Raw genomic sequence first — 26,112 nt, 5'->3', positions numbered from 1 at the left:
ACACACTCATCCTCTCTCGTCGGATTGCATTATCCTTGTATATCATCCCGTAGTGCGGGCATTAGGATTTCTTTCTGCTTTTCAATTTTTATTTCAATATTATCTGATAACAAACTGTCCATTACGCCACCTTTTAACACGAGAGACGCGTTAAGAGCATTGGAATCCCCAATCGCTTCTACTACGAAAGGAGCAGGATAGGTTTGTCCATCTATTGCGATGACTGGGCCCGTACACTTTATACTGGAATTCGCATTCAAACGTTGACCATTAATGGATAACGCTTGCGCACCTGCAATTTTAAGTTCGTTAACCACTAAAAGAACTTGGCTTTCATGAACAATGTATTCGTTCGGATTTTGATTGGCAGGATCGTAATCTCCGTCAGCCAGTTCTACACGAAGCCCTTGTCCGCTTGACGGAACAACTCCAAGCAGTAACCGAAGACTTCTTGCTTCTTTGACAAGCAAATCATGATTTTCCTCCGAATCACTTAATGATTGTTCAACTTTTGCAATCTTCTTTTGTTTTGAAGAAATTTCATCGTTCAGCTGCTTATTCCGTTCTTTTTGCTCGATTAGTTCCTCTCGAAAACCTTCTTCTTTCGAATCGATTTCAGAGCGCATTTTCTGCGTTTCAGACCCTGGTCCGAGCGTACGATAGGAAAAGGATAACATGAAACCAAGCACTAAAAACACGAGGGCATAAGAAATACGGTTATTCCTTTTTTTTCGATTACTCGTTTTCAGACTCACTGTCATCACCTTTTTCTTCATCCGCATTTTCTTCATCTACTTGATCTTTGTCAGTTCCATATAATTTACTATATGGTGTGAAATACGTTCCTACTTCCACGTCGATCACGCCTTTTTCAGAACCATTTAGCTGATTTACAATTTCAGCATAATAAGAGAGCTTATCTGCAAGTGTTCCAAGTGAAGCATGAACTTCGTATCCATCATTCATATACAAAATCACCCTGTCTGTGTCAGCCTCATCCGGTTCCCTAATTTCCGAAACGAGTTGATAAACCGAATCATCCAGTTCCACCAATTGTGAAGCAAGTAGTTTTCTTTCATCTTCGTCTTCAAATCCATTTACAATCGGAATGTCTACTGAAGGATCCGAATCCGGCGCAAAAATTTCACCATCTTCAAGAATGAGGTCGTATTGCCCTTTTTGATCGATCCATGCAATTGGACGCCATTCCTCGATGGTAATGTCTACATCCCTAAACCATTTGCGCGATACAGTGGCCTCCTGTACTCCTTCTACGGAGCGAAGTCGTTCTGTTGCACCCTCTACGCTAAACCCCCAAATAGAGTCACCATTCTCGATTCCAGCTTGTTTTAAATAGAAGTCCTTATCATGGAGCACAGCGCCATTCAATTTAACTACATCGATTTTACTTGCCTGCGATTGAAAGTAAAGGAGGACGAGGAGGATGATAACAAATACGAGTAAAATGAACACAAACTTTCGATTGGTTCTTTTACGACGCTTTTTGCGCATAGACGGAATCCGTTCTTCAATATCGATGACCTTCTCCATTTCCTCCCCCTCCTTTTCACTCAATCTATCTTTTGTCTAGAAAAATGTAAAATCGCACCGACTGCCAGCCACGTCGTCAACATGGAAGACCCTCCATAACTGATGAATGGCAATGTGACACCTGTTACCGGCAGCAGACCGGAAACCACACCAACGTTCAAAAATGTCTGGAAGATGATAATGGATGCCATTCCAGATACAACAAGACATTCTTTCCATCCCGCAGTCCTAATCGCAATCCCGAATGCGCCAACGAGTAAACAGACAAATAATAACAAAACCGCCGTTGCACCTATAAATCCAGTCTCTTCTGCAATAATCGAGAAGATGAAATCATTTTGGGGCTCCGGTAAGTACAAATACTTTTGTCTACTATTTCCGAAACCATGTCCAAGTAGTCCTCCTGGCGCTATTGCAAAGAGAGATTGGATGCCTTGAAACCCTTTACCGAGAGGATCACTCCATGGGTCAATGTACGATTTTATCCGATCTAACCGATACGGTGCAGCTGCTATTAGCGCAGCAAATGCTCCCACCCCAGTTACACCTAACAAAGAAAAGAAAGTTAGAGGATAGCCTGCAACGAACAACACGACAAAAGCGGAAACGATCATTATGACGGCTGAGCCAAGGTCAGGTTGCATCATAATTAAGGCAAATGGTAATAAGATCAATGCAAAATGGCGCCAATCCCAAACTTTCTGCCCCGATTTCTTCTTCATACTCATCGCAAGCTTCCCGATTAAAGCCACTTTCACAAACTCCGCAGGTTGCAAACTGATTGGACCAAAGGCTATCCAACTTTGAGAACCGTTTCTAACTGCGCCAATTCCCGGAATCAGCACTAACGTTAATAACACGATAGCCGCTACATAGAATAACGTCCAAAATCTCTCGGTCGATAGGAACGGGGTTCTCATCATCAAGTAGGCGACCGTAATGGAAATCCCTATGTAAACAAGTTGTTTAACTGCAAATGGAGCGGCGTCTGCATATCTGATTTCTCCCCAATATGCTGCAGCTGAGTGAACAAAGAGCACACCGATAATCGTGAGAGCTACGGCAGAAAACATAAAGAGCATTCTATACTTTGAAAGCAGTGGATGCATCCTTTCGCTGTTAGATTTACAGAACTAACGAATACTAACCGTTCACGCTTTTAGTTTTTGAACAGCTTCGATAAATTCATCGCCTCTTGCTTCAAAGTTAGGGTACTGATCCCAGCTCGCGCAGGCTGGAGATAGCAGAACTGTGTCTCCCTTGTCGGACACGGCGTAAGCTTCTTGTATCGCAGCATAAAGGGTACCTGTCTCTTTAACAATTCCCACACCACATGATTCGGCAAACTGGACGAGTCGATCACCCGTTTCACCAATCCCGATTAGCGCTTTTACATGGTTCATATGTGGACGTAATTCCTCAAACGAATGTCCACGATCCAATCCGCCAGCGATTAAAATCGTCGGTGTTTCAAATGAAGACAACGCGCTTTTGGTTGCGAGCGTATTCGTAGCCTTCGAATCATTATAAAATTTGCGTCCGTCATATTCTGTTACAAATTGCATACGGTGCCTTACACCTGTAAACGAACTGAGTACACTTTCAATCGCGCTCCGTTCACAGCCATATAACAACGCAGCCGCTGTTGCAGACAGGATATTTTCTAAATTATGAGCTCCAGGCAATGTGATTTTCTTTCTTGGAATAATTGGTTCACCTAACCAGTATATCGATTCACTGTCTGCTGAAATCCCTTCAGCAGATCTACCTTTAGTTGTAAAAGGAACGAGAGTCGCTTTAGTATTCTCTATGAAACGCTTAATGACAGGTTGATCTGCGTTATAGATTAGGAAATCCGTCTGCTTTTGGTTTTTCGTAATTTTAGCCTTTGCTTCAGCATACGCATCAGCACTTCCATGATAGTCCAAATGTGCTTCGTACAAATTCGTCCAAATTGCGATATGTGGACGGAATTCATCAACACCCATCAATTGAAATGAAGATGCTTCCAAAACAATGACATCATCTGCTGTCGCTTTTGTTGCGACCGTACTTGCAACCGTACCGATATTACCAGCAATTAATGGATGTCGATCACCAATATTCAACATATGGTATAGCAATGTAGTAGTTGTAGTTTTTCCGTTCGAACCTGTAATTCCAATAATTGGTGCCTCACTAATTAGGTATGCAAGTTCGATTTCCGTCCAAATCGGAATTCCTAGTTGCTCTGCCTGTAAAATTACAGTGTTGGAATAAGGGATTCCAGGATTTTTGACGATAAAATCGAAGCCGTCTTCTAATATATCGTCGGGATGACCACCACAGATAACCCGGACCCCTTGCGTCCGTAATTGTTCAGCTAGTGGATTTCCGTCCTCAGGTGCATAATCATTTAAGGTTACAGATGCCCCACATGCTGATAGTAACGAGGCAGCGGCATGACCACTTTTCGCTAATCCTAGGACAAGTGCTTTTTTTCCCAAAAACTGAGCTGCGTTGTGCATTTTACATCACCTCCATAAGTACAGGTACGATTGCAGCGAGGAAAGCAATTCCCCAAAAGACAAGTACCACTTTCCATTCCGACCATCCAGAAAGTTCAAAATGATGATGGATCGGACTCATCTTGAATACCCGTTTGCCTGTCGTTTTAAAACTAATCACTTGAATGATCACTGATAATGTCTCAATGACGTAAACAATTCCGATTATGAGCAGCAAGAACTCTTGCTTCATGAGCATTGAAATCATTGCCAACGCACCACCAAGTGCTAGTGAACCTGTATCCCCCATAAATACCCGTGCAGGTTTCATGTTGAACAATAGGAAACCGAGCATAGCTCCCGATACGACAAATGAAAACATCGCGATATCTTGCTGATTATAGGATACTGCAAGAATACCGAATGCTGAGAATGCAATTGATGATGTACCTGACACGAGGCCATCCAATCCATCCGTGAGATTCACAGCATTCGAGAATCCAACGAGCCAAAATATTAGGAATACGACATAAAAGATTCCCATATCGATTTCAAATCCGGTAAACGGAATCGAAATCACTGTATCAAATGGTCCTAATTTCAGTAAGAAAAACGCAAAGATCGCGATAATAATTTGCCCGATTAGTTTTTGTAAAGAAGTCAAACCTAAATTTCGTTTCATCACCACGATGATAAAGTCATCAATGAACCCAATAACCCCGAAACCGACCAAGACGAGCAATAGAACGATTGTCTGGGTAGTGAGCACGCCATTTATGTAAGACAAAATAGGCGTTGCAATAAGAATCGCGACTAGGAAAATCAGTCCGCCCATTGTTGGTGTCCCTGCTTTTTTCATGTGGGCTTGTGGCCCCTCTTCTCGAATGCTTTGGCCGAATTTCATCCGTCTCAGAAGTGGGATAATCGCATAGCCCAGTAGAGCTGTAAGGCCAAATGTTACGGCAATTGCCGTGATTGTTGTGGCGAGCGTCATGTTTAGTTCTCCTTCTGTGTTCCCAAACAAGTTGTTGGTTCAGTAGTATTCGTACAATTACTCTGTATATAAGTGAATCACATCTTCTTCATTCACTACTGTTCCTGGAACAGGTAATTGTTTACTAACTTTCTTGCCATTTCCGTGCCACTCAATTCTGAGCGTGTACTGTTGCTTTGCAACTTCGTCTTTTGTGAGTCCTTTTAGGTCAGGAACACGCTGTGTTAATGGATCACCCCAACGATATTCTTTTTCCACCTGATCTTTTTGTGGTTGAATTCCTGCTAAAGGAGCTATTTCTTCAATAATTCTTCCAACAATTGGCGCTGCGATGACGCCTCCAAACTGAACTGAGTTTTTAGGATTATCAATTGCAACATAGACGACTAATTCAGGGTCATTGGAAGGTGCAATACCTATGAACGAGACAATATAGTCCCCTTCTTTGTACGTTCCATCTTGAACCTTTTGTGCTGTTCCCGTCTTCCCGCCAACTCGTATTTCATCGACAAATGCATTGCGGCCTGAACCATTTGCAACTACAGATTCAAGTGCTCTTCGAACTTCAGCAGACGTTTCTTCACTTACAACACGGCGCTTCATCTCAGGCACGTACGATTGGGTTGCATTCCCATCCGGGCCAATTATCTCTTTAACGATATATGGTTTGTACAGCATTCCACCGTTAACGGCTGCGGCTACAGCCTGCACTTGTTGAATCGGAGTCACTGCAATCCCTTGACCGAATGCGGTCGTCGCTTGCTCCACAGGACCAAATGCATCTTTCGCAAACAAAATCCCTTTTGCTTCACCAGCAATACCCGATTCTGTAGATTCACCAAAACCGAAATCACGAATATATGAAGATAGTTTTTCTTCTCCTAGACGTCGTCCGATTTCAATGAAACCTGGGTTACAAGAGTTCTCAACGACTTCCAGAAAAGATTGATGGCCATGACCTTCTCGCTTCCAGCAACGCAAGCGGGCCCCACCTACCATAGTATACCCTGGATCATTAAAGGTTTCATGGTCCAAGTCAATAACTTTTTCTTCCAGTCCTGCTGCTAGTGTCATAATCTTAAACGTGGAGCCAGGCTCGAAAGTCATCCAAACCGGTAAGTTTCGATTATAAATATCGGGTTTCACATCCTGATAGTTCGAAGGATCGAATGTCGGTGTAGATGCTAAAGAGAGTAACTCTCCTGTTTTTGGGTTCATCACAATCGCAAGTGCTTGGTTAGCATCATACTTTTCCATTGCTTGTGAAAGTTCCCGTTCAACAATTTTTTGCATTTCAGCATCGATTGTCAATACTACGGATGAGCCCTCTTTACCGTCTTTGAAGTCATCATCCACATGGGGAAGTGGAACGCCTCTTGCATCAGTGTACATTCGAATTTTGTCGCCCGTTCCATCCAAAAACTCGTTATATGCATATTCAATTCCGGCAAGACCTTTACCATCATACCCCGTAAACCCTAAAAGACGAGAGAGTAATTCTCCATTTGGGTAACTTCGCATGAAATCCACCCCCGTGTACAAACCCGGGATTTTCAACGCTGAAATTTCATCCGCTTGAGCTTTGTCAATGTTTTTCCCCTCTGGTGCCAATTTAACCATGTAAGCTTTTTTACTCATTTTCTCAGCTAACTTCGCCTGATCGACTTGTAATATCGGTGCAAGTTTTGCTGCTGCTTCTTCAGGATCCGGGTTCTGTGGCGGCATGAAGTAAAGTGTAGGGGCAAGTTGGTTTCCTACAATCAACTTGCCGTTCCTATCCACAATCTCCCCTCTTACACCACCAAAAGGAATCTCTCGATCCCAGTTTGCTTGTGCGCGCTCTTTTAGCCATTCATGTTTAATGATCTGTGCATGGAATAACTTTCCCACAGTAGCTCCGAGTAAAAGTAAAAAAATAATGAACACGGCCCGCAGTCTTTTCTTAGACCGCATTCCGGTGATTTCTTTCAAAGAGCTTCACACCTCTCGTTTTATTGCTAATTTATGAGAGTGTATGCTCAGCTATTCATCAACCACCAATAATTTCAGGTTCTTCTTCTAATTCTGGCTTCGTTTGGTTCAGTTGCTCGGGCTCTTCCAACGTAACCACAATTGGATCACTTTTGGATACGGTTGCTCCTGTCGATAGACTTTGCTTCACAACGAACCCTTCCCCATTCAAGCGGATATCAAGACCCGAGAAGTTCTTGAACACTAGAACTTGTTTTTTGGACCACCCTGTAAAATCAGGTAGAATCGTCTCTCCAGAAGTTTTAAGAAGCACTAGCGAACCTTTTGTGATCTTCGTATTGACTGCAGGAGATTGCTGGACTATCTCGCCTGGTTTCCCAACGATTATCGGTTTCAAGCCTGCCTCTGTTAGACTAGCTGTCACTTCTTCTGAAGATTCCCCAGTATAATCTTTCAGTTTCAAAGACTCATCTGGTTGTTCAGCGTCAGGCGCGATATTTAAATACTTTAAGCTACTTTCCATTATGGATGTGAAGATTTCAGAAGTCGGGTCTGAACCATATTGACCTGCTTTTAGTTTCGGTTTCTGAACAAGTACATATGTTAATAATTGTGGATCATCGATAGGGGCCATTCCAAGGAATGAGTAAAGGTAATTTCCATCACCTGCAATATACCCCCCACCCGAAGTTTTCGGAATTTGTGCAGTACCGGTTTTCCCACCTGCAACATATCCATCTAAAGCGAATTTTTTACCAGTTCCATGTTCTGCAGTAATAACCGATGCCAGTACTTCACGTACTTGCTTTGCAGTTTGTTCACTAATTGGACTCTTTTTCTCAGTAGGTTCATGTTTCTCAACGATTTTATCTGTATTCGGATCGACGATTTGATCAATCACATACGGCGTCATCATCTTTCCGTTATTCGCAATGGCTGTTGCTGCCTGTACCATCTGAATCGGCGTTACAGTCGATCCTTGTCCATACGAAGTCGTGAGTCGTTCACTTGGATAGTTCGCTAGCAGAATACCCGATGCCTCATTCGGCAAATCGATTCCCACTTTCTTACCGAACCCGAATTCATCAAAGTATTCAATGAGTGTCTGATCTCCCAATCTCTCAAGCAAGTATGCCATTGAGACGTTTGATGAACGTTGGAAACCTTCAAGGAATGTAATCATCCCCCACCCGACTTTATTTACATCACGAATAGTTTGATCATAAATTTCATATTGCCCCGATTTGTAATAGGCATTCGGATCCCATTTGTTTTCTTGGATAGCTGCTGCAAGTGTAAACATTTTCATGGTCGATCCTGGTTCAAATGTTTCCTCAACAGCCTCATTCAGCCAATTCCCTGTCAATCCTTCGCGTGTTCCGGGATGGAATGATGGGCGTTGACTCATTGAAAGAATCTCACCTGTTTTTGGATTCACTACAATTGCCAGCATTTTTTCAGGGTGGTATTTTTCTTCAGCACGATTGAGCGCATCTTCTGTAAAGTTTTCAATCGTTTTATCTAGCGTTAACTGGATCGTCTGACCGTCTTTGGGTGCTTCGATGTTCTTTTTAGAATCGCGCAATTGGATCCCCCATCGGTCCGTCTTGAAATCCGCTTTTCCGTCAGTTCCCGTCAGTTGCTTATTGTATGTTTTTTCGAGACCCATTTTCCCGATAGTTTTCACCGTTTGGTCTTCATCTTCTTCAGGCATCGCAAAGCCTATTAAATACGAAGCAAAATTCCCATTCGGATAAAGCCGTTTTTTGTCTTCGAAGAAACGGATACCTGGTAATTCTTCTTTCTTGATAGCATCGGCAGTCTCATTCGAAATGGAGCGCCCCGCCTTCCCGAATTCAATCTGGTACGTACCCTCTTTAGCATTTTTGAAGAGTTTCAGGATCTCTTCCTTGTCCATATCAATATACTTACTTAGCACTTCCGCCGTATGTTCATAATCTGTAACATGCTGCGGTTTTTTAGAACCTTTACTCGCATCTTTACTGAGAACGGCAATTAACCGATAGCTCAACGTGTCCGTAGCGATCACATCTCCCGCTCGGTCAACAATCTGCCCGCGGTTCGCTTTTAAAACACTTTCTTTTAAATACTTCTGATCTGCCATCGCCGCAAGAGGACGCCCGTCAATTTGTCCCGTAATTTGAATCTGGAGCATTCTTCCGAACAAAAGGAAAAAGAGCCCTCCAAATAACAACAGCATTAGAAAGGCCCCACCTTGAAATCGAAATTTCTTTTTCTTCATCGTCCAGGCACGACCTTTACGTTACTTTCATTCAGATTCAAGCCAAGTTCCTTTGCTTTCTCCCAAATACGTTCATACGTCGATTTCTCGCTTACTTGATTGGACAACTCGATATTCTGTTTTGATGTTTCCTCGATTTTGTTTGAAAGATAGTACATATCTTTGTTTGTATCATTGATTTGCGCTTGTGTATGAAGCACCATTGTCGAAAACATCACAACAGCCGCAATGAACACAACAGCTAGAAATTTTTCACCCGGTGAAAAGAACTTCCGGGTTTTCGGAGCAGGTATCGATGCAGGACTCGCTTGAGTTTCCTGTTCCGGTATGTAATTCGGTTGGATTTTGCGTTGCTCTAGAGCCATTCATCCTCATCCCCTTTTCATTTTCTTTCGGCTATTCGAAGCTTTGCAGATCTTGCTCGTTTGTTGACTTCTATTTCTTCTTCACTTGGCAAGATAGGTTTACGGGTAATCAGTTTCAATTTGACGTCAAGTCCTTCTGGTATCACAGGCAAATTGGGTGGAAGTTCTGGAAGTGAGGAAGCTTCCTTGAAAATCGTCTTGCACAATCGATCTTCCAACGAGTGGAATGTGATGACACTGATGCGTCCGTTTGGATTTAGCAGTTCAATAGCATCTGTCAGCGACGTTTCTGCTGCGCCTAATTCATCATTGACCGCAATTCGAATAGCTTGAAATACTCGCTTCGCCGGGTGGCCGCCGGTTCTTCTGGCAGCGGCTGGAATCCCTGTCTTAATAAGCTCTGCAAGTTCCGCAGTCGACTGAATCGGTTTTTCTGAGCGTGCTGCCTCAATTTTACGGGCAATACTTTTCGAGAACTTTTCCTCTCCGTAACGAAAGAAAATACGAAGTAAATCTTGATAACTCCATTCATTCACCACTTCAAATGCAGTCAGTGAGGCCGTTGTATCCATTCTCATGTCCAATGGCGCATCATGGTTATAACTAAATCCACGTTCAGGAGTATCTAATTGCGGTGATGAAACACCAAGATCGTACAAAATTCCATCTACATATTCTATATCAATTCTATGGAGTTCCTCTTTTAGCTGACTGAAATTAGCATGAATGAATGTCACTCTATCCAAATACTCGGATAAGGTGTGTTTTGCCGCTTCAATTGCAGTCATGTCTTGATCAAAGCAAATAAGTCTACCTTCACCTGATAGTTGCTTAGCAATCTCCTTACTATGCCCTGCTCCACCGAGTGTACAGTCGACATAGATTCCTTCAGGCTTTATGGAAAGGCCTTCTACAGCTTCATGTAGTAATACGGTTGTATGATCGAACACTGTTACCGCCTGCTTTCTAAAAATTAACGTCTACAATACAAACTAACAATCAAAAATCAAAGTCCATGATATTTTCTGCGATATCGTTAAAGGATTCCTCGGACTCCTCGTAATATGTCTGCCAATTTTCTTCAGACCATATTTCAAACCTTCCCGAAACACCGATAACCATACAATCTTTTGAGATTTTGGCATAGCCAAGTAGTGAAGATGGAATATTAACACGGCCTTGCTTGTCCAGTTCAACTTCAGTTGCACCAGAAAAGAAAAAACGTGTGAATGCTCGGGCATCTTTCTTAGTCACGGGCAGCGCTTTCAACTTTTCTTCGAGTTTTTTCCATTCATCCATCGGATAACCAAAGAGACAGTTGTCCAGGCCGCGAGTCAACACAAAACCATCCGCAAGATCTTCCCTAAATTTCGAAGGGATAATCAAACGGCCTTTTGTATCGATAGTATGCTGATATTCGCCCATGAACATACCCTTCACCCCACTATATAAATTTAATGTACCACATCCCCCCACTTTCCTCCACCAATTTCCCAAATTGCAATGAAAATGTATCAATAGTACTTCATTTATTGAGATTGTTACATTTATTACAAAGAAAAGCACCTCTATACGCACAGTTCATGTGCGTAAGAGGTGCTCAAATAAATCACTTATAAGTAAATAACAACATGTTGACCATTCATCGGGATTGAAGCATTTAACAAATCATCGATTAATGTAGGCCCATATACATTTAAATAGGGATATGGTGTATACGTACGTTCTTGCAAGTTTCTTTCGGGATACAAATCTCCCTCTGCTAGACTATAATCTCGGATTGCTGCGGCGTATTTTCTTAACAAGGCATCTTCCGCTTTATCCTTTAGATAGGTAAGCTGTCGTAAATGATACGCACGATTTTTTTCAGCTAGACTTTTCAAGTCCTTATCAGAAATGTTCTGCTCAATTTTGTTGTATTGTTCCTGGATCACGTTCTCAGTTTCTTGCAGTAACTGTTCCAGTTTAACGTCTCTCTGTTCGTCTAAAAATTGCGCCCGTCTGTTTATCACTTCACCAGTCATCACTTGATCAACGGTCAACTCTGATTTTTCCAATGCATGCTGTGTTTCTGCTGTAACTATTGTTATGGAAATACGGGGTACAAGTATCGGCATTTTCATTTCAAAATGATTAAAAGCATCTTTTAACAACGACCAGTATGCAATCTCACCAGGTCCCCCGACAAATGCGAGAACCGGGAATACCATGTCTTGCATTAATGGTCTCGTTGCCACGTTATTACTAAGTAGCCATGGCGTCTGTTCAGCGATTTCGAGCAATTCTGCAGTTGAAAATTGAAGTCCAGCAGCTTCATTGACAAAGAAATTGCCTTTCCTACTCAATAGGACTCGTCCAGTGTCATGTACATAAAATAAATGAGCTGCGTCTTCTGCAGCTTGAATAGGTGTTCCAAATCCCTGTTCTTCAAATAGCCGTTCTTTACGTGTAATCAAACCAGCAATCGTTCCAGACTCTGCAATGAGTTTTTTGAAATAGTTGGATTCAAGTTTCCGCAACGACTTGTCTGCAGAATCTATGAACAACAGTCCGTGTTTCTGGAATAGGTCATTCATCAAGCGCACAAAGAACCTAGTAAATGTATGTTCTTGTTCTGCCGAATGAAGTACTTCCGCTAATAATTTCTTCGTATACGCGGTCTCTTCATAGTCTCGGAACACTACACGAATGTAGTTAGCCATTTGCTCAGCATCATACTCGGTATCCGATGCCATTGTTTTTAAAACGAATCGTTCCGGGTATTGCTGTTTCAACGGACGACCATCTTGTTCGGTAAAGATGTGATTGATCTCTTCTAAATCATGATCTTCACCCGCCACCCAAAAAACAGGAATGACTGGAACCCCCAACTTTTCCCGTTGTTGCTTCGCAAGTAAAATAACCGTAATTGCTTTATGAACGGAATAAAGCGGTCCAGTTAAAAGTCCAGCTTGCTGTCCCCCAACGATAACAACACCATTATTTGAGAGTTCTTCTAAATGCGAAGAAGCAGCATCCGAAATTCCGAAAGGCTCCATATAGGAACGGATTGTACACGCAAGCTCCTGTCGTTGAAACAGGCGACTGTTCAATTCAGCCAATCGCTGTGTATAACTGTCCGCGCTAAGTGTATAGTCATAGAATGTTTTGCTGAACTGCTCGTTTTGTTCATAAGCTTCCATAACGGCGCTTTTATGTACGTTTTGTGATGCAATTTCCATCGTTCAAGCCCCTTTTTCACCATCTATTTATGGATTGAGTATATCACTCCACTGTCATTGTTTAAAAACATACGCTTGCCGATCAGCTAACCCTTTAAAAACTCAGCAACTGTTTTGACAACACCTAACAAGAGCAAAACGATATAAAACAAGGACCATATTAAAAACAGCATTCTCCACAAATTGCGGAACATATACTGGATCCTGAACTCTTTACTACGAATTCTTTCTGCTACCGCAAAACCAATACCACTTACAAGAACACCTGCTATTAGAAAAATCCCCGCATGTACTTCTAAAATCATTCTGAGTAGAACGCTAACAGAGACAAACAAAAAAGGCACTGTTACATCCGCTGCAATTCGAAATGATCTTACAGAAGATCGCCCACTCACTTTTAGCATTAGAGACAAAACAACAGTCAACAAGTATGGAACGATGACGATAAGAGACAACAAAATCTGCAACATCTCTTTCATGCGTCATCTTCCCTTTCGTCAATAGCTTTCAGTAATGTTTCAAAAGCTTTAAGCGTAGGCATTGTTTCTTCATACCCTTCTACAATTGCACTAATAATCGTGTCGATTTCCATGGGTACGCCATTATATCGATCGGTAAGCATTGAGGAACGGTTATCCGCGGTCTTTCTACACACTACTTCCACTTCTGAAAAAGGCAGGGTTTTCAATACTTCTGGATATCCAGTTGCTAGTTCATCGTAGATCACTTCCATAAGCTGGTGTGCCGGTCCATTAGTGAGCAGATCACCATTTTTCAACTCCAAAATCGTTGTCAATGGATTGATACAGCAGTTGATGAGCGCCTTTTTCAGCAACATCTGAAGTGCATCCTGTTGATAAAGTATAGGAAAAGAAGGTGAATTTGCTTTGGATAGCTGAGAAGAATACCTTTGACTCCCTTTTAGTTCAGCTATACTCATCATACCGACGCCGTTGTGGCTGACAGTTCGGTCGTCAATCTTCCCTGCGCCATGGGTCAGAGATGCAACTGAAACGGATGGTATCGAAGTCGAACGTCCCAAGTCGTAATGGCGAAGGCCATTTTGGATGAACATCAAATGACCGAGGGATTTCGACTTTTCCAATTGCTTCACTAAATCGCTAAGATCTTTGGACTTTACAGCAAGAATCCATAGGGCATTCTTCGGTGCAAGTAACAAATCTGAAAATGCATGGACACGAAAAGTGCTTTCAAGATCATTCTGTACTCTTGTCACACCGTGATCGCGTAGTGCAATGGCTTGTCCTTCCCGTCTTGTCAAAAACGACACTGAAATTCCTGATTCAGCCAAGTAGGAACCAATTAAAAGCCCCATCGCACCCGCTCCCGCAATAACAACTTCCATTCTCTCTCCCCTTTTCACGAGAAAAATCCGCCCGAAGGCGGACGATACTCTTTTCTATTAAACTGGATAAACCGGGTGTTTCTTAGGTGGTTGTGAAATACTCTTCGTACTATACAATTCAAAACGTGTAGCAAGGACCGTCCGTAATTGAGAAGGTTTCACGATTTCATCGATAATCATTTCTGACGCTAATCGATAAATATCAATTTCTTCTTTGTATTCCTGCTGTTTTTGCTGTACATACGCTCGACGCTCTTTCAGATCTTCAATCGCTTCAATTTTGTTTGAATAGACGGCATTGACAGCCGCTTCAGGTCCCATCACAGCAATTTGAGCAGTTGGCAACGCGATACATACATCCGGTTCAAACGCAGGGCCCGCCATTGCGTACAGTCCAGCCCCATATGCTTTTCGGACAACAACTGAAATCTTCGGCACAGTTGCCGAACTCATCGCCATAATCAGCTTCGCTCCGTGACGAATAATCCCCTCTTTTTCTACTTTCGTCCCAATCATGAAGCCAGGGACATCTGCTAGAAATAGCAAAGGAATTGAAAATGCGTCACATAAGTTAATGAATTTTGCGCCTTTGTCTGCGGAGTCCACGAAAAGCACTCCGCCTTTTGCTTTCGGCTGGTTTGCGATAATTCCTACAGACTTTCCATTAATACGCGCGAGTCCTGTAATCAATTCAGATGCAAATTTCTTCTTCACTTCAAAGAAACTACCTTCGTCAATCAGTACATCGAGTGCTTCATACATATTGAACGGTGCATTCTGGTTTTCAGGAATGATTTCTTCTAATGTGCGGCCCACTTTTGCTTCTATGGCTTCTGCTACAGGTACAGGCTCAGTAAAGTTCGCAGGGAAGAACGCAAGGTATCGTTTCGCTTCAGCGATCGCTTCTTCTTCGTTCTCAGCAAGTACATCCCCACATCCACTGATGGAACAATGCATTTCAGCGCCGCCCATTTCCTCTAACGACACTTTTTGCCCTATGACCTTCTCAGCCATTCTAGGAGAACCTAAATACATTGAGGCGTTCCCCTTGACCATGATGACGAGATCACAAAATGCAGGTATGTACGCCCCCCCAGCAGCAGATGGACCGAACAGAACGCAAATTTGCGGGATAAACCCAGATAATCTAACTTGGTTATGGAATATCCTCCCTGCCCCTCTGCGATTAGGGAACATATCCAACTGATCCGTAATGCGAGCTCCTGCGGAATCCACTAAATACAACAGAGGAACGCGATGCATTTCAGCAGTTTCTTGAATTCTAATAATCTTCTCTACTGTACGAGAACCCCATGATCCAGCTTTTATTGTCGAATCATTCGCCATGACACAAACTGTTTGGCCACCGACTTTCCCCATTGCGGTGACGACACCATCTGCTGGCAAGTCGCCAGCTTCACAATTCGCGAATCGTCCATCTTCTGTATACTCACCATCGTCAAACAGTAACTCAAGACGCTTGCGTACAAATAACTTTCCTTGTTGTGTAGCTTTTTCATGATATTTAGGTTGTCCGCCAGCAAAGATATTTTCAAGCTGTTGTTCAAGTTTCTGATTATACCCCTTTTGTTCTTCTGTGTGGTTTGTCATGTGAACTCCCCCTTAACTAATTCGCTTATCCTTCAAACGTCAGAATGAGGTCTCCTTCGTCAACAAAATCCTCTTCTTTAACAGCTATCGATGCCACTTTCCCATCCATTTCAGCTTCAACAGGAATTTCCATCTTCATCGATTCAAGGATCACAACGACATCCCCTTTTTTCACTTCTTGTCCTACTTCAACTTCAATTGTGAAAACCGTCCCTGTCATTGTAGAAAGTACTTGAGCCATATTGTTTTCCTCCTCAACTTTTGCTTGTTGCAGATAGATGATTTTCATATATCTATTCTCTAGTTTATCTGAACATTGAAACCGTTTTCAACTATTCGTTTATCTTTTGAATATTCAATTTATAAATCATCTTATTATCGGTTGCGAAATTGATGGACAGCCGCATGATGCGCTTCAGATTCCCAAAGGATTGAACACCGCTTGCACTCGTCAATCATCCGGCTCTTCAAGTCTGATTGCTCCCACTTCCGGATGGCAATCGTTTTATAAGCTTGCAGTACTGAAGGCTCAATGAGGTCGAATTTAGCAGTGAATCGTTCCAGTGCAACTTGTTTATCACTTGTATATGTATTTGTGATCCATCCCCATTCAGCCAGATCTTCAGCTGTATGGACACGAGCCTCCGTCAAGAGCTGAAGTATTTTACTATGTCCAGACTCTTTTTCATATAGCAACGACGCGCCCCCCCAGCCCGTTGTAATTGCAAGCGAGCCCTGGATGAACCCTGCTTTAGCTCCCGATTTCATCAACCTGTAATCACACGCTGCCGCAATTTCACAACCGCCACCAACCGCAGCTCCATCCATTAACGCTAAGGTCGGCACAGGCAATGTCGCCAGTCGATATAGCAGCTCTGTCATTCGAGAAAGCATCGGAAGCGCTTGTGCAGATGTTTCTAATGCATGGAACTCTCCCAGGTCTCCTCCAGAACAAAATGCTTTCCCACCTTCAGACGTAATGATTCCCCACTTTACCGAACAATCTTGCTCAATCATGTTAATGAATCGCTCAAGACCTTCCATTACTTCATGATTCACTGCATTCCGGACTTCAGGACGAGTAATTGTAAACGTAAGCATTCCCTGATCGGATGTAATGTTAAATGACATGACCTAGCCTCCTAGATATTTTTATGTACAAAAAAAGACTACCGTGACCCATGGTCTCACGGTAGTCTTTAGATAGCAATTGCTATCAGGGAGTTGCGGCAGAATCTTGCTTATTCGCCTACAACGACTTTCCCTTTGTATTGACCGCATGACTTACAGATGCGGTGTGCCAATTTCATTTCACCACAGTTTTCACAAGTTGTCATACCAGGTACTTGTAACTTGTAATGTGTACGGCGCATATTCTTTTTGGTTTTAGATGTTCTTCTCTTTGGTACTGCCATTAGAGGGCACCTCCTTTATTTCGACTAGTCGTTATCGGATTCAAAAAATCTTGCTAAGCCTGCAAGTCTAGGATCCGCTTTCTTATCCTGTTCTTCTGTCAATTGGAGATTATACTCTTCGTCAGTCGCGTACGACCAACCCGTTCCGGAGGCTTCCTTCACGGTATCCGCATCATCACAGTAAACCTGCAACGGTACTTCTAAAAGAAGTAGTTCTTCAAAAATCGGCATTGGATCAACTATATCTCCCTTAATCGGGTGGATTTCATCGTCTTGTGCTAACACTTCCTCATCCCAACTGTATTGCTCGTCCGACTCAATAGAGAACGGAAAATGAACATCTTCCCATGTGCGTGCACAGGGTAATGTCATTGAGCCTTCCAAATGGAAGTGGAACGATATTTTTTTCGAACCAACTGTACAACTTCCGGTTAACTGAACAGGCGAAACCGCCCGGATTTCCGGGTTTCTTTCCCTTACAGATCCAAGATCAACCACTTCGTCAAGCGGCATTGCTCCCTGCCTGAACTTACGCAATTGATGAATTGACCATTTCATGCCTATCACCTCAAGACAACACTTTTGATTATATAGCGGATAAAAAAAGATGTCAAGATATTTTCTTGTCACTTGAACGCTTAGTTCATTATACTAAACGAATAGAATAAATCAAACAGGAGTGATCTTCCATGAAAGCTGTCGGCATTGTCGTAGAATATAATCCTTTCCACAATGGACACTTGCACCACGCAACTTCCGCTAAATCTCAAACCGGGTCTGATCTAGTCATTGCTGTCATGAGTGGCAACTTTCTACAACGGGGTGAACCTGCACTGATCGACAAATGGACACGTACTCAAATGGCGATTGAAAACGGAGTAGACCTTGTTTTCGAATTGCCTTATGAACGTGCCACCTCAAATGCGCCTTCGTTCGCTTCCGGTGCCATCCAACTTTTAGATGCAGCTCGCTGTTCCAGTTATTGTTTTGGGAGTGAGAACGGGACAATCACCCCATTTACTACGACACTAAACATGATTGCTTCAGTTCAAACCCAGTATGATGACCTCATCCGTGAATCTGTTCAACAAGGAATGAGCTATCCTAAAGCGTTGAACCAAGCATACTCCACGCTCATTCGCACCTCCATAAACGAACAGGAGACTGTAGATTTGTCGTTACCAAACAACATTCTCGGTTTTCACTACATGGAAGCGGCAAAGGAACTCGGCTCTATTATGGAACCTGCAACACTGCCTCGCCTTGGTGCGGGCTACCACGATGATGTTGCTCTTGATACTCAAATTGCAAGTGCAACAGGCATCCGTAAAGAATTTTTTGAACACGTGAACACCGAGAATATTCAACAGTTTGTACCCGATACTGTTTATAGATCCCTGAACGATTGGCTTTCGCGGCGTAGTTCCTTTGGTAGCTGGGATAGATTTTATCCACTTCTTCGATTCCAAATTCTTCGCGAAGGTCCCGAACACCTTGCAACCATTGCAGATGTGACAGAAGGAATTGAAAATCTACTGTATAAAGCAGCCAAACAAGCAGAGACGTTCCAACAGTTCATGGAGAGGGTCAAGTCAAAGCGTTATACTTGGACTCGTATCCAACGCATGCTTACTCATATCTACACTGGATTCACCTACAGCAATCGGGCCTCTATGCAAACTCCAGACCACTTACGGCTTCTTGGAATGACACACGTTGGCCAAGCGTATTTGAAAGAAATGAAGGAAGATATGAAACTGCCTGTTGTGAGTCGTCTTGCTAATTTTGATAGTGCATCTGCTAATTTTTCGTCTTCTGTTTCGGATTTATATGCTTTCGGCATTGATCCAATTCAGCCTGCACTCGGACTCGACTATCGGACTCCACCAATCCGCAACAGCTAACTCACTTTTTCGGTTCTAACTTATCTAAATAAGCCAGTGCATCATCCACCGTTTTAACGGGTACGATTTTCATTTTCGTGCCTATTTTTTTTGCGGTTTCTGCGGCTTCTTCGTAGTTGCTCGTAATACCAGGATTCGCGGCTTTCACTTCCTCAGGTAATTCATCGTCCGGTGCAAAGAAAATTTCCATTCCATCACGATCAGCAGCCATGACCTTAAAATCGATACCACCGATGCGACCGACTGTACCGCCCGGCATCATTTCACCCGTTCCTGCCACGGTATACCCTTTCGAAATATCTTCAGGGTTAAGCTGGTTCATAATTTCTAATGTAAACATCAATCCCGCTGAAGGTCCGCCGATTTCAGATGTATTGAAATTGACTTTCGGAATCGTCTTCAAGGATCGATCTTCTAAAAACTGAATCCCGAGCCCTACTTTTCCTTTCGCTTCAGGAATTTCTTTTAATGTAATATCTGTTTTGAATTTTTTCTTATCCCGCTCTGCTTCAACTTGAATGGTATCCCCTTTTCGCTGATCAGCGATATACGTTGCAAACTGGTCAGGCTCGATCAGTGGATTTCCATCTACTCCAACAACTCGATCTCCTGCTTGTAGTTTCCCGTCTGAGGCACTGTCTTCAACGACGTGTTGAATGTAAATGCCTGTAAAATCGATGTCCACTTGTTTTCCAGATTTTTCAAAAGCAACTGTAATCGCATTGAATTGCGAGTCACTCATCAAACGTAACTGTCGCACATTGTACTCCTGATCGCTCTCGCCATGACGTCTTATTTTGTTTGCAGGAAGTAATTTCATCTTGTCTGAAACCTTAGACCATAAATAGGTTGCAGGCGTTGCTTTCCCAACTGAAATTGTCATGAGACTGAACGTTCCTAAATCATCTTCATCACCGTCCTCTACGTTGACAAGTGGTGACAATTCATAGGCTCCACCAGGTTGGGTTACATAGCTTTCAAGTGGGTAGAGCATGACGAATGCAATCAAAATCGTAAGTAGAGCAGTTATCCCAATTCTTTTAAAAGTAATTTTCCTGCACCTCCATTAATAGCCTGTACTTAGATAACATATGGTTAAGTGTATCATCTGAAAAATGAGCGGCACAATGTTTTTTGTTTGAGCTTCTCACACAATAGAGAAAGGAGCCGCAAGCGTGATTACAAAGCCATCTATACTTGCACGAGAAGCATGATCAACGTCATTATGATTTGGGCGCTCATTGCGTTGTTCATTTTACAGCCTGGGATTGCTCATGATGGAGCAGAGACAGGCGTGAAATTGTTTGTGCAGGCATTGCTTCCCTATTTACTGCCGTACATCATTCTAACCCAATGGCTCTTAAAATTACCCGTTTCCAAAAATTCTTCTCCTACTTGGTTGCGCTATTTAAAGGCGTACACACTCGGATCATTCGGAGGGTTTCCTGTTGGAGCGGTGACGGTAAGTGAGATGAAACGGAACGGACAACTTTCCACTTACGAAAGCAGTCTTCTCCTAGCAGCTTGTCATGCGCCAGGTCCAATGTTCATCGTTGGGTATGTAGGGCTAGAACTGTTCGGAAATTCGATGTCCGGGTGGAAATTGCTCATTGCAATTCACGCCGCTAATATTATCTTTTTCCTATTCATTCTATTGTTAATGGCATCAAGACGTTCTCAACATGAGATGCCTGACAATGCACCGATACCGGCACCTAGTTCCGCGCCTTTACTAGATGCATTCAAGGAAAGTTCATCCATTATCATTTTAGTCGCCACGACTGTCGTGTTTTTTTCATCTCTTGGAAATGTACTAACAAGTGTCATTCAAGCCGCTGCCACCGTTGAAATGGGGATTGTGAAAACAATTGTCCTTTCGTTGTTCGAAATGACATCGGGTGTTCAGTCCGCCACGCAGCATTTTTATGGTTCCCCAATCTTTCCGTATTTAATCGCTGCCATTCTCTCCATCAATGGCTTAAGTATTCACATGCAAGTATTCGTCATCGCCCGTTCAGCCGATCTGTCTCTTAAACCTTATGTGATTGGTCGCATCTGGAGCGTATTAACAGTCCCTGTGTTTCTTTATATACTTTTATGACTGTTAAATCGTGTAGTGCATGTGGAGATAAGTTTAACGAAGTTATCCAAAGGCTCTAAATACGCACAAAACAAAAAACAATGGGAGTTTAGAGACCCCCCATTGTTTTTCTGTTATGTATACACTTTCTTCAATGCCCGATTGACCGTCTCTGGAACAAGTGCTGAGACATCTCCGCCATACTTCGCCACTTCTTTCACGATACTGGAACTTAGGAAAGAGTATTGGTTCTTCGTCATGACAAAGAACGTCTCTATGTCTTCATCCAAAAAGCGGTTCATCGATGTAATTTGCATTTCATATTCAAAATCAGATACAGCACGCAATCCTCTTACAATGGCTGCAGCATTAATGCTTTTCGCATAGTCAATGAGCAATCCTGAAGATGAATCGATTTTCACAGACGGATACTCCGCAGTCGCTTGAGCAATCAGCTGTTCGCGTTCTTCAACTGTAAAAAGAGGATTTTTAGTTGAATTATTCATGACCACTACGTGGACTTCATCGAAAATCTTTACAGCCCGCTTAATAATATCAAGATGACCATTCGTCAATGGATCAAAACTTCCTGGTACCACTGCCACTTTAGACATGATAGACCCTCATTTCTTGTAAATAGTGAGTGCACTTCCTCCATACACAGTAGTCCCTACTGTTTCAAATACACCATATGAAGTTGGTAGAGTGAGATGCTTTTCATGCTCACAAACGATAATCGCATGATCTGTCAACAATTCCAGTTCAACAAACTGCATTGCAAGATTGTACAGTTCTTCTTTCGCGTAAGGTGGATCCAAAAATAATAAATCTGCTTGAATGCCTTCTTTAGCAAGTTTAACTGCTGCCGATCTCGCATCTCCTCGAACTATGTGAAGTTCTTCGGTAAACTTGCATTTCTCTGCATTCTCCTTAATGACCGCGCATGCTTTAGAATTCTTCTCAAAAATCCAGGCGCTATCAGATCCGCGCGAGAGCGCTTCCAAAGTCAGTGAGCCACTTCCTCCAAATAACTCAACAGCAATACCACCGTTGAAAAAAGGTCCGATTTTACTAAACAGCGCTTCTTTTACTTTGTCAGAAGTAGGCCGTGTATCCGTTCCTGTAATCGATTTTAAAGGGATTCCCCTTCTCGTTCCAGCGATCACTCTCATTTTGTAACTCCCTTATTATTTCCCCTACAACCGATCTGCAAAGAATCCCACAGCATGCTATGATGGGATTGATACTTTTTGAAAGGTGTGTGCATCACAAATGCGACAACAACGATTCATTGAACTCGGTGAAGGGTACTCGGATATTTATGAATTATGCGAACTAATTACAACAAACGCGAACAGACTTGAGAGGACCTTCTTGTTTAAAGCAACAACGAAAGAGGGCAAACCTTCCATTTCTATAGCCGCTTCTTTCTCGCCTGCAGGTGAAGGTGGATTTTACCCGATCTATATATGTCGCGAAGGAATCCCATCAAAAGAAGGTAGCGCTTCTAAACGACAACTCGTATTTGAAGAAGCCGCCACATCTGTCGGCAGCAAGCCTGTCCCAGTCGAACTTAAACATTCTTCAGAGTTTCCAGAAACAAAATTGTTTTACCAATACGTAACTGGGGTTTTACGCCTCAATAACTTGTTGCCGCAACTGGACTAATCTTATAAACCTGTTTTGTAATCGTATTCCTTCGCTTTGTCAGGACGTACATTTTCGTATTCCGTGCTCACAAAAGGTCGGTAAGAAGGAATTGCTTTCTTTACTGACGAGAGCTTCTCGACTTTACGAATGACTTCCTCGACGTCATCTTGACTGCAATAGAGGACAACATACTTCATGCGTCGTGATATATAGTGAACGTGACCGTATTTACGGAACGATTTCGCCTGTTTCAAATGATGGAGATAAATGATAACTCCTTGACGATCAACCAATAGTATCCCTCTTTTCTTCCCCTAACAATACCATAGGTTTGAAAAAAGCCGCAACCAGACTTTACTGACAGTTCATCCAATTTGTCTTATAATGAGCTTAACAGTTTCAAAACAAGGAGGAATTAGACATGGGAAGAAAAACAAAAGTTGCCCTTTCGGTAGGTGCAGTAGGCGCAGCAGCCTGGGCTGCTTCAAAAGCAATCATCCGCCCAAACGCGAGACTCACAAAAAAAGCGCTTCACTTTGAAGGACCTATTGTTATTCAACAATTAACCGACACCACCAATAGTGAACAACAAGCTGCTGAAGCTGCTTCCCTTGGAGTTCACGGTTTCGCAATGGATGTTAAATTGACAGCCAATGAAGAAATCATTCTCGTAAACTATGAACATCCAGAATCCTCCTATTGCTTACTTAAAGATATGCTTGCCCTTTATCCACATTTACTCTTCATCATTCGGATAGCAGATTCACCAGATACCTATGAAGGTAGTTTGATGCCTTCAAAGTTATGGAAACTGCTCGAAGAATGTGAAGCCCAAGAACAAGTTGCTGTCATCAGTCACTATGATGAACAAGTAGATCGTTTCAACTTGTATACACAACATATGGCTGCTGTAGGAGCAGGGGTGATCGAACTGAAGCAAGCGTATGCTGCATTTACTAGCCGTTTTGGACATCTCTACCATCCCCGGACGGATCTTTTCGTTTTAGCTGGTAAGATCGGTCCATTTCAACCAGCAAGTGAGGGTTTCATCCAGTTTCTAAATAAACTGAACATCAGTGTCTATGTAGAAAACTACGAAACAGATGACGTCGTCAAGCTGGCGCAAGCAGGTATTTCGGGTTTCATCACAGATTCTCCAAAGTTAACAATGGCACAATTAGATACTTTACTTGAAAACTAAAAGCGGATGGCTGAAGAGCCATCCGCTTTTTTGTATTCTATTCAGGTTATGCTGAACATGAGCAACCGCCGCCAGTTCCGCAACTACCTCCGCAAGAAGAATCCGTTACAAATGTATTGTCTGTCGGTAATTTTACGGATTCAGATACAGAATGGGCAATCCCTGCACTAATTTCATCCAACATGTATTGGACATCATTCTCTGCAAGTCGCAGCGTTGCCACTTTCTCATTCATATCTAACGCTCTTTTGTCGAGTCGTATAGACTTCATTACTATATTATAATCCGGATGGTATCTTCCAAACCGCTGCACCTCTTCATAGCGGTCTTTCATCTCAGAAAAGCCTCGAATTTTCTTCACTAAATCCGGATCACTGTATACTGCATGATGAGCGGAGCGGTACCCAACTAATACGTCGGATGTTAAAATCATCTCTGCCAATTCGTCTGTTTGTTCGATGATGGCAAGCCATTCGTCGGTCATCATCATATGTGATTTCCCTCCATTCCCCATCATTATACCAAATAGATGGAGTAAACGCATCACTTGTTCATTCCTGAAAGGTTTCCAGCTGATGAAGTGCCGTCATCGCTTCAGCGAGATCAGACATTCTAATTTCCTCACTTCCAATGATCTGTGACGTTTCGTGACCTTTACCCGCTATTAGAACGATATCATTTGGCTGACTCGCGGCGATTGCTTGATGAATGGCACGCTTTCGATCCATGACTACGCAGATTGACGTAGGGTCCGCCGTTCCTTTTAAAATGTGTTGGACGATAGCCAATGGATGTTCACTTCGAGGATTATCAGATGTAAGGACTACAGTGTCACAATAATTCTCAGCAATCTTACCCATAACTGGTCGCTTCTCTTTGTCTCGATCTCCTCCACAACCAAATACACAAATAAGCTTTCTTGGGTTCAAACTAGTTACTGCTTGTAAAGCAGCAGACAACGCATCTGGGGTGTGGGCATAATCGATGTAAACTCGCCTTCCCTCATGTTCCACAAGCTGCATCCGACCTTCTGGTAAGGTTAACAGACGAAATGCAGTGAAAATTTCCCTCTCTGGAAAACCTAATAACTTCACAACAGTTGCAGCGGCCATTGCGTTTAAGCGATTATGCTCCCCTGGAGGCAACGATCCAATTAATTCTTCCGAAGGCATACATCCTCCTGCAATATTTCTTCCAAACAAATGAATGGGTAGCTCTATATCCTTGACAATGTGCATACATTCCACATCTTCACAATTCACTACGAGTTGCTCAGACAACGAACATAGCCTTTTTTTCGCTGCAATATAATGTTCACGTCCACCATGCTCTTCAAAATGATCGACTCCTATATTCAAGAAGACCCCGATTGATACGTGACAATGAGCGAGCCTCCCCATTTCCAATCCAAGTGAAGAAGCCTCTAACGCAACGTGCGTAACTCCCCGGTCTTTGCATTTGCGCAATAAAGGATGTAAATACTCTGCAGTTGGCGTTGTAAGCGGTGGCATTTCTTCATCGAACTTTTCTCCATCTATATAACAACCTGTCGTTCCGAGCACAGCCGTCTTGATGCCAAATTGCGAGAGTAACTGGCTTATAAAATGCGTTACAGTGGTTTTACCATTCGTACCAGTCACTGCAATTATCGTTAATTCTTCCGAAGGATCTCCTGATAATTGTGCACTACTATAAGATAAGAACCGTTTGCAGTCGGGGACAGTCACAATGGCAACTCCTCGTTGACTCCATTTAGACAGATTACATTCCGGTACTGAACGGTCAATGACAATCGCAGCGGCTCCTCTATCCAGTGCCTCCTCAATTGACTCCATTCCATCATGATGAGCGCCTTTTCTAGCAATAAATAAACAATTCTTCTTAAGACGGTTTGGATGCTCGGTAACTGAGTCAATTGTAACGTCTCGCCAGTTCCCTTGGATCGTGCATGGCCAATCTTTTAGTAATTCGATCAGATGCAAATCAATTTCTCCTTCCCGAACGTTTTTCTTTCCAGGGAATATAGTAAGAGTG

General features: G+C 42.7%; 28 protein-coding genes. 4 read left to right on the top strand and 24 right to left on the bottom strand.

Going from position 1 to position 26,112, the window contains the following annotated elements; genetic code table 11:
- Positions 1-29 precede the first annotated feature (29 nt).
- From DVB69_RS02395 to DVB69_RS02310, 18 genes are all read right to left on the bottom strand, one after another.
- Positions 30-776, bottom strand: coding sequence for a DUF881 domain-containing protein (locus DVB69_RS02395; RefSeq protein WP_233505304.1), 747 nt, complete (start codon positions 774-776; stop codon positions 30-32).
- A complete protein-coding gene (locus tag DVB69_RS02390; protein ID WP_116016192.1) occupies positions 736-1,551 on the bottom strand; it encodes a cell division protein FtsQ/DivIB in 816 nt (271 codons plus the stop codon). The genes DVB69_RS02395 and DVB69_RS02390 overlap by 41 nt, the downstream gene beginning before the upstream one ends.
- Positions 1,552-1,571: 20 nt before the next feature.
- A complete protein-coding gene (gene ftsW, locus DVB69_RS02385; RefSeq protein ID WP_233505303.1) occupies positions 1,572-2,624 on the bottom strand; it encodes a putative lipid II flippase FtsW in 1,053 nt (350 codons plus the stop codon).
- A 78-nt stretch (positions 2,625-2,702) separates the two neighbouring features.
- Entirely contained in the window at positions 2,703-4,058 is a 1,356-nt protein-coding gene (murD, locus tag DVB69_RS02380; RefSeq protein ID WP_116016188.1) for a UDP-N-acetylmuramoyl-L-alanine--D-glutamate ligase, read from the bottom strand.
- A 1-nt stretch (position 4,059) separates the two neighbouring features.
- Positions 4,060-5,031: a phospho-N-acetylmuramoyl-pentapeptide-transferase gene (mraY, locus tag DVB69_RS02375; protein ID WP_116016186.1), complete on the bottom strand. Its 972-nt coding sequence runs from the start codon at positions 5,029-5,031 to the stop codon at positions 4,060-4,062.
- 57 nt (positions 5,032-5,088) lie between these two features.
- Complete coding sequence (locus DVB69_RS02370) at positions 5,089-6,984, bottom strand: stage V sporulation protein D (RefSeq protein WP_370452922.1); 1,896 nt, start codon at positions 6,982-6,984, stop codon at positions 5,089-5,091.
- Positions 6,985-7,060: 76 nt separating this feature from the next.
- Positions 7,061-9,223: a penicillin-binding protein gene (locus DVB69_RS02365; protein WP_116016182.1), complete on the bottom strand. Its 2,163-nt coding sequence runs from the start codon at positions 9,221-9,223 to the stop codon at positions 7,061-7,063.
- A gap of 38 nt (positions 9,224-9,261) precedes the next feature.
- Positions 9,262-9,630 carry a cell division protein FtsL gene (gene ftsL / locus DVB69_RS02360; protein ID WP_116016180.1) on the bottom strand — a complete coding sequence of 123 codons (369 nt, stop codon included), beginning with the start codon at positions 9,628-9,630 and terminating at the stop codon, positions 9,262-9,264.
- Between the two features lie 17 nt (positions 9,631-9,647).
- Positions 9,648-10,580 (bottom strand): 16S rRNA (cytosine(1402)-N(4))-methyltransferase RsmH, encoded by a 933-nt coding sequence (gene rsmH, locus DVB69_RS02355; protein WP_116016178.1) that lies wholly within the window; start codon positions 10,578-10,580, stop codon positions 9,648-9,650.
- A 49-nt stretch (positions 10,581-10,629) separates the two neighbouring features.
- Positions 10,630-11,061, bottom strand: coding sequence for a division/cell wall cluster transcriptional repressor MraZ (gene mraZ, locus DVB69_RS02350; RefSeq protein WP_116016176.1), 432 nt, complete (start codon positions 11,059-11,061; stop codon positions 10,630-10,632).
- A gap of 182 nt (positions 11,062-11,243) precedes the next feature.
- Positions 11,244-12,851 carry a bacillithiol biosynthesis cysteine-adding enzyme BshC gene (bshC, locus tag DVB69_RS02345; protein ID WP_116016174.1) on the bottom strand — a complete coding sequence of 536 codons (1,608 nt, stop codon included), beginning with the start codon at positions 12,849-12,851 and terminating at the stop codon, positions 11,244-11,246.
- Positions 12,852-12,937: 86 nt separating this feature from the next.
- A complete protein-coding gene (locus DVB69_RS02340; RefSeq protein ID WP_116016172.1) occupies positions 12,938-13,330 on the bottom strand; it encodes a DUF3397 family protein in 393 nt (130 codons plus the stop codon).
- Positions 13,327-14,217 carry a 2-dehydropantoate 2-reductase gene (locus DVB69_RS02335; RefSeq protein WP_116016170.1) on the bottom strand — a complete coding sequence of 297 codons (891 nt, stop codon included), beginning with the start codon at positions 14,215-14,217 and terminating at the stop codon, positions 13,327-13,329. The genes DVB69_RS02340 and DVB69_RS02335 overlap by 4 nt, the downstream gene beginning before the upstream one ends.
- Before the next feature lie 57 nt (positions 14,218-14,274).
- The gene (locus DVB69_RS02330) at positions 14,275-15,828 is read right to left on the bottom strand and encodes an acyl-CoA carboxylase subunit beta (RefSeq protein WP_116016168.1); all 1,554 of its coding nucleotides are present in this window, start codon (positions 15,826-15,828) and stop codon (positions 14,275-14,277) included.
- A gap of 25 nt (positions 15,829-15,853) precedes the next feature.
- Positions 15,854-16,069: a biotin/lipoyl-binding carrier protein gene (locus DVB69_RS02325; RefSeq protein WP_025785162.1), complete on the bottom strand. Its 216-nt coding sequence runs from the start codon at positions 16,067-16,069 to the stop codon at positions 15,854-15,856.
- Between the two features lie 134 nt (positions 16,070-16,203).
- Positions 16,204-16,959, bottom strand: a complete 756-nt coding sequence (locus tag DVB69_RS02320; protein WP_116016166.1) for an enoyl-CoA hydratase/isomerase family protein — start codon at positions 16,957-16,959, stop codon at positions 16,204-16,206.
- A gap of 110 nt (positions 16,960-17,069) precedes the next feature.
- Positions 17,070-17,243 carry a 50S ribosomal protein L32 gene (rpmF, locus tag DVB69_RS02315; RefSeq protein WP_025785164.1) on the bottom strand — a complete coding sequence of 58 codons (174 nt, stop codon included), beginning with the start codon at positions 17,241-17,243 and terminating at the stop codon, positions 17,070-17,072.
- 24 nt (positions 17,244-17,267) lie between these two features.
- Positions 17,268-17,801, bottom strand: a complete 534-nt coding sequence (locus tag DVB69_RS02310; RefSeq protein WP_116016164.1) for a YceD family protein — start codon at positions 17,799-17,801, stop codon at positions 17,268-17,270.
- A 131-nt stretch (positions 17,802-17,932) separates the two neighbouring features.
- On the opposite strand from DVB69_RS02310, the gene DVB69_RS02305 reads away from it, so the two are divergent.
- Complete coding sequence (locus tag DVB69_RS02305) at positions 17,933-19,147, top strand: nucleotidyltransferase (RefSeq protein WP_116016162.1); 1,215 nt, start codon at positions 17,933-17,935, stop codon at positions 19,145-19,147.
- Position 19,148: 1 nt separating this feature from the next.
- Here the strand turns inward: DVB69_RS02305 and DVB69_RS02300 are convergent, their stop codons facing one another.
- Entirely contained in the window at positions 19,149-20,177 is a 1,029-nt protein-coding gene (locus tag DVB69_RS02300; RefSeq protein ID WP_370452921.1) for a SepM family pheromone-processing serine protease, read from the bottom strand.
- Positions 20,178-20,357: 180 nt separating this feature from the next.
- Between DVB69_RS02300 and DVB69_RS02295 the strand changes: the two genes are divergently transcribed.
- Entirely contained in the window at positions 20,358-21,248 is an 891-nt protein-coding gene (locus DVB69_RS02295; RefSeq protein WP_116016158.1) for a hypothetical protein, read from the top strand.
- Between the two features lie 113 nt (positions 21,249-21,361).
- On the opposite strand, the gene coaD is transcribed toward DVB69_RS02295, so the two are convergent.
- Together coaD and rsmD are read right to left on the bottom strand one after the other, a co-directional pair.
- A complete protein-coding gene (gene coaD, locus DVB69_RS02290) occupies positions 21,362-21,841 on the bottom strand; it encodes a pantetheine-phosphate adenylyltransferase (RefSeq protein WP_116016156.1) in 480 nt (159 codons plus the stop codon).
- A 9-nt stretch (positions 21,842-21,850) separates the two neighbouring features.
- Positions 21,851-22,399 carry a 16S rRNA (guanine(966)-N(2))-methyltransferase RsmD gene (gene rsmD / locus DVB69_RS02285; RefSeq protein WP_116016154.1) on the bottom strand — a complete coding sequence of 183 codons (549 nt, stop codon included), beginning with the start codon at positions 22,397-22,399 and terminating at the stop codon, positions 21,851-21,853.
- Positions 22,400-22,499: 100 nt separating this feature from the next.
- On the opposite strand from rsmD, the gene DVB69_RS02280 reads away from it, so the two are divergent.
- A complete protein-coding gene (locus DVB69_RS02280) occupies positions 22,500-22,895 on the top strand; it encodes a DUF7147 family protein (protein ID WP_116016152.1) in 396 nt (131 codons plus the stop codon).
- Between the two features lie 2 nt (positions 22,896-22,897).
- On the opposite strand, the gene DVB69_RS02275 is transcribed toward DVB69_RS02280, so the two are convergent.
- Positions 22,898-23,170, bottom strand: a complete 273-nt coding sequence (locus DVB69_RS02275; RefSeq protein ID WP_116016150.1) for a YlbG family protein — start codon at positions 23,168-23,170, stop codon at positions 22,898-22,900.
- Positions 23,171-23,298: 128 nt separating this feature from the next.
- On the opposite strand from DVB69_RS02275, the gene DVB69_RS02270 reads away from it, so the two are divergent.
- A complete protein-coding gene (locus tag DVB69_RS02270) occupies positions 23,299-24,078 on the top strand; it encodes a PI-PLC domain-containing protein (protein ID WP_116016148.1) in 780 nt (259 codons plus the stop codon).
- A 46-nt stretch (positions 24,079-24,124) separates the two neighbouring features.
- Here DVB69_RS02270 and DVB69_RS02265 read toward each other — a convergent pair whose 3' ends face one another.
- Both DVB69_RS02265 and DVB69_RS02260 read right to left on the bottom strand, forming a co-directional pair.
- Complete coding sequence (locus tag DVB69_RS02265; RefSeq protein ID WP_116016146.1) at positions 24,125-24,568, bottom strand: YlbF/YmcA family competence regulator; 444 nt, start codon at positions 24,566-24,568, stop codon at positions 24,125-24,127.
- Positions 24,569-24,629: 61 nt separating this feature from the next.
- Positions 24,630-26,060 (bottom strand): Mur ligase family protein, encoded by a 1,431-nt coding sequence (locus tag DVB69_RS02260; RefSeq protein WP_158541010.1) that lies wholly within the window; start codon positions 26,058-26,060, stop codon positions 24,630-24,632.
- Between the last annotated feature and the right edge of the window lie 52 nt (positions 26,061-26,112).

Source organism: Sporosarcina sp. BI001-red, from assembly GCF_003384035.1.
In the GTDB taxonomy this organism is placed as follows: domain Bacteria; phylum Bacillota; class Bacilli; order Bacillales_A; family Planococcaceae; genus Sporosarcina.
This window is presented reverse-complemented; position numbering and strand designations above follow the sequence as displayed.

Bases quoted from the DNA above. Each gene is read 5' to 3' on its own strand.
- DVB69_RS02395 (WP_233505304.1), bottom strand. From the start codon at position 776: ATGAAGAAAAAGGTGATGACAGTGAGTCTGAAAACGAGTAATCGAAAA.
- DVB69_RS02390 (WP_116016192.1), bottom strand. From the start codon at position 1,551: ATGGAGAAGGTCATCGATATTGAAGAACGGATTCCGTCTATGCGCAAA.
- ftsW (WP_233505303.1), bottom strand. From the start codon at position 2,624: ATGTTTTCTGCCGTAGCTCTCACGATTATCGGTGTGCTCTTTGTTCAC.
- murD (WP_116016188.1), bottom strand. From the start codon at position 4,058: ATGCACAACGCAGCTCAGTTTTTGGGAAAAAAAGCACTTGTCCTAGGA.
- mraY (WP_116016186.1), bottom strand. From the start codon at position 5,031: ATGACGCTCGCCACAACAATCACGGCAATTGCCGTAACATTTGGCCTT.
- DVB69_RS02370 (WP_370452922.1), bottom strand. From the start codon at position 6,984: ATGCGGTCTAAGAAAAGACTGCGGGCCGTGTTCATTATTTTTTTACTT.
- DVB69_RS02365 (WP_116016182.1), bottom strand. From the start codon at position 9,223: ATGCTGTTGTTATTTGGAGGGCTCTTTTTCCTTTTGTTCGGAAGAATG.
- ftsL (WP_116016180.1), bottom strand. From the start codon at position 9,630: ATGGCTCTAGAGCAACGCAAAATCCAACCGAATTACATACCGGAACAG.
- mraZ (WP_116016176.1), bottom strand. From the start codon at position 11,061: ATGTTCATGGGCGAATATCAGCATACTATCGATACAAAAGGCCGTTTG.
- bshC (WP_116016174.1), bottom strand. From the start codon at position 12,851: ATGGAAATTGCATCACAAAACGTACATAAAAGCGCCGTTATGGAAGCT.
- DVB69_RS02340 (WP_116016172.1), bottom strand. From the start codon at position 13,330: ATGAAAGAGATGTTGCAGATTTTGTTGTCTCTTATCGTCATCGTTCCA.
- DVB69_RS02335 (WP_116016170.1), bottom strand. From the start codon at position 14,217: ATGGAAGTTGTTATTGCGGGAGCGGGTGCGATGGGGCTTTTAATTGGT.
- DVB69_RS02330 (WP_116016168.1), bottom strand. From the start codon at position 15,828: ATGACAAACCACACAGAAGAACAAAAGGGGTATAATCAGAAACTTGAA.
- DVB69_RS02325 (WP_025785162.1), bottom strand. From the start codon at position 16,069: ATGGCTCAAGTACTTTCTACAATGACAGGGACGGTTTTCACAATTGAA.
- DVB69_RS02320 (WP_116016166.1), bottom strand. From the start codon at position 16,959: ATGTCATTTAACATTACATCCGATCAGGGAATGCTTACGTTTACAATT.
- rpmF (WP_025785164.1), bottom strand. From the start codon at position 17,243: ATGGCAGTACCAAAGAGAAGAACATCTAAAACCAAAAAGAATATGCGC.
- DVB69_RS02310 (WP_116016164.1), bottom strand. From the start codon at position 17,801: ATGAAATGGTCAATTCATCAATTGCGTAAGTTCAGGCAGGGAGCAATG.
- DVB69_RS02305 (WP_116016162.1), top strand. From the start codon at position 17,933: ATGAAAGCTGTCGGCATTGTCGTAGAATATAATCCTTTCCACAATGGA.
- DVB69_RS02295 (WP_116016158.1), top strand. From the start codon at position 20,358: ATGATCAACGTCATTATGATTTGGGCGCTCATTGCGTTGTTCATTTTA.
- coaD (WP_116016156.1), bottom strand. From the start codon at position 21,841: ATGTCTAAAGTGGCAGTGGTACCAGGAAGTTTTGATCCATTGACGAAT.
- rsmD (WP_116016154.1), bottom strand. From the start codon at position 22,399: ATGAGAGTGATCGCTGGAACGAGAAGGGGAATCCCTTTAAAATCGATT.
- DVB69_RS02280 (WP_116016152.1), top strand. From the start codon at position 22,500: ATGCGACAACAACGATTCATTGAACTCGGTGAAGGGTACTCGGATATT.
- DVB69_RS02270 (WP_116016148.1), top strand. From the start codon at position 23,299: ATGGGAAGAAAAACAAAAGTTGCCCTTTCGGTAGGTGCAGTAGGCGCA.
- DVB69_RS02265 (WP_116016146.1), bottom strand. From the start codon at position 24,568: ATGATGATGACCGACGAATGGCTTGCCATCATCGAACAAACAGACGAA.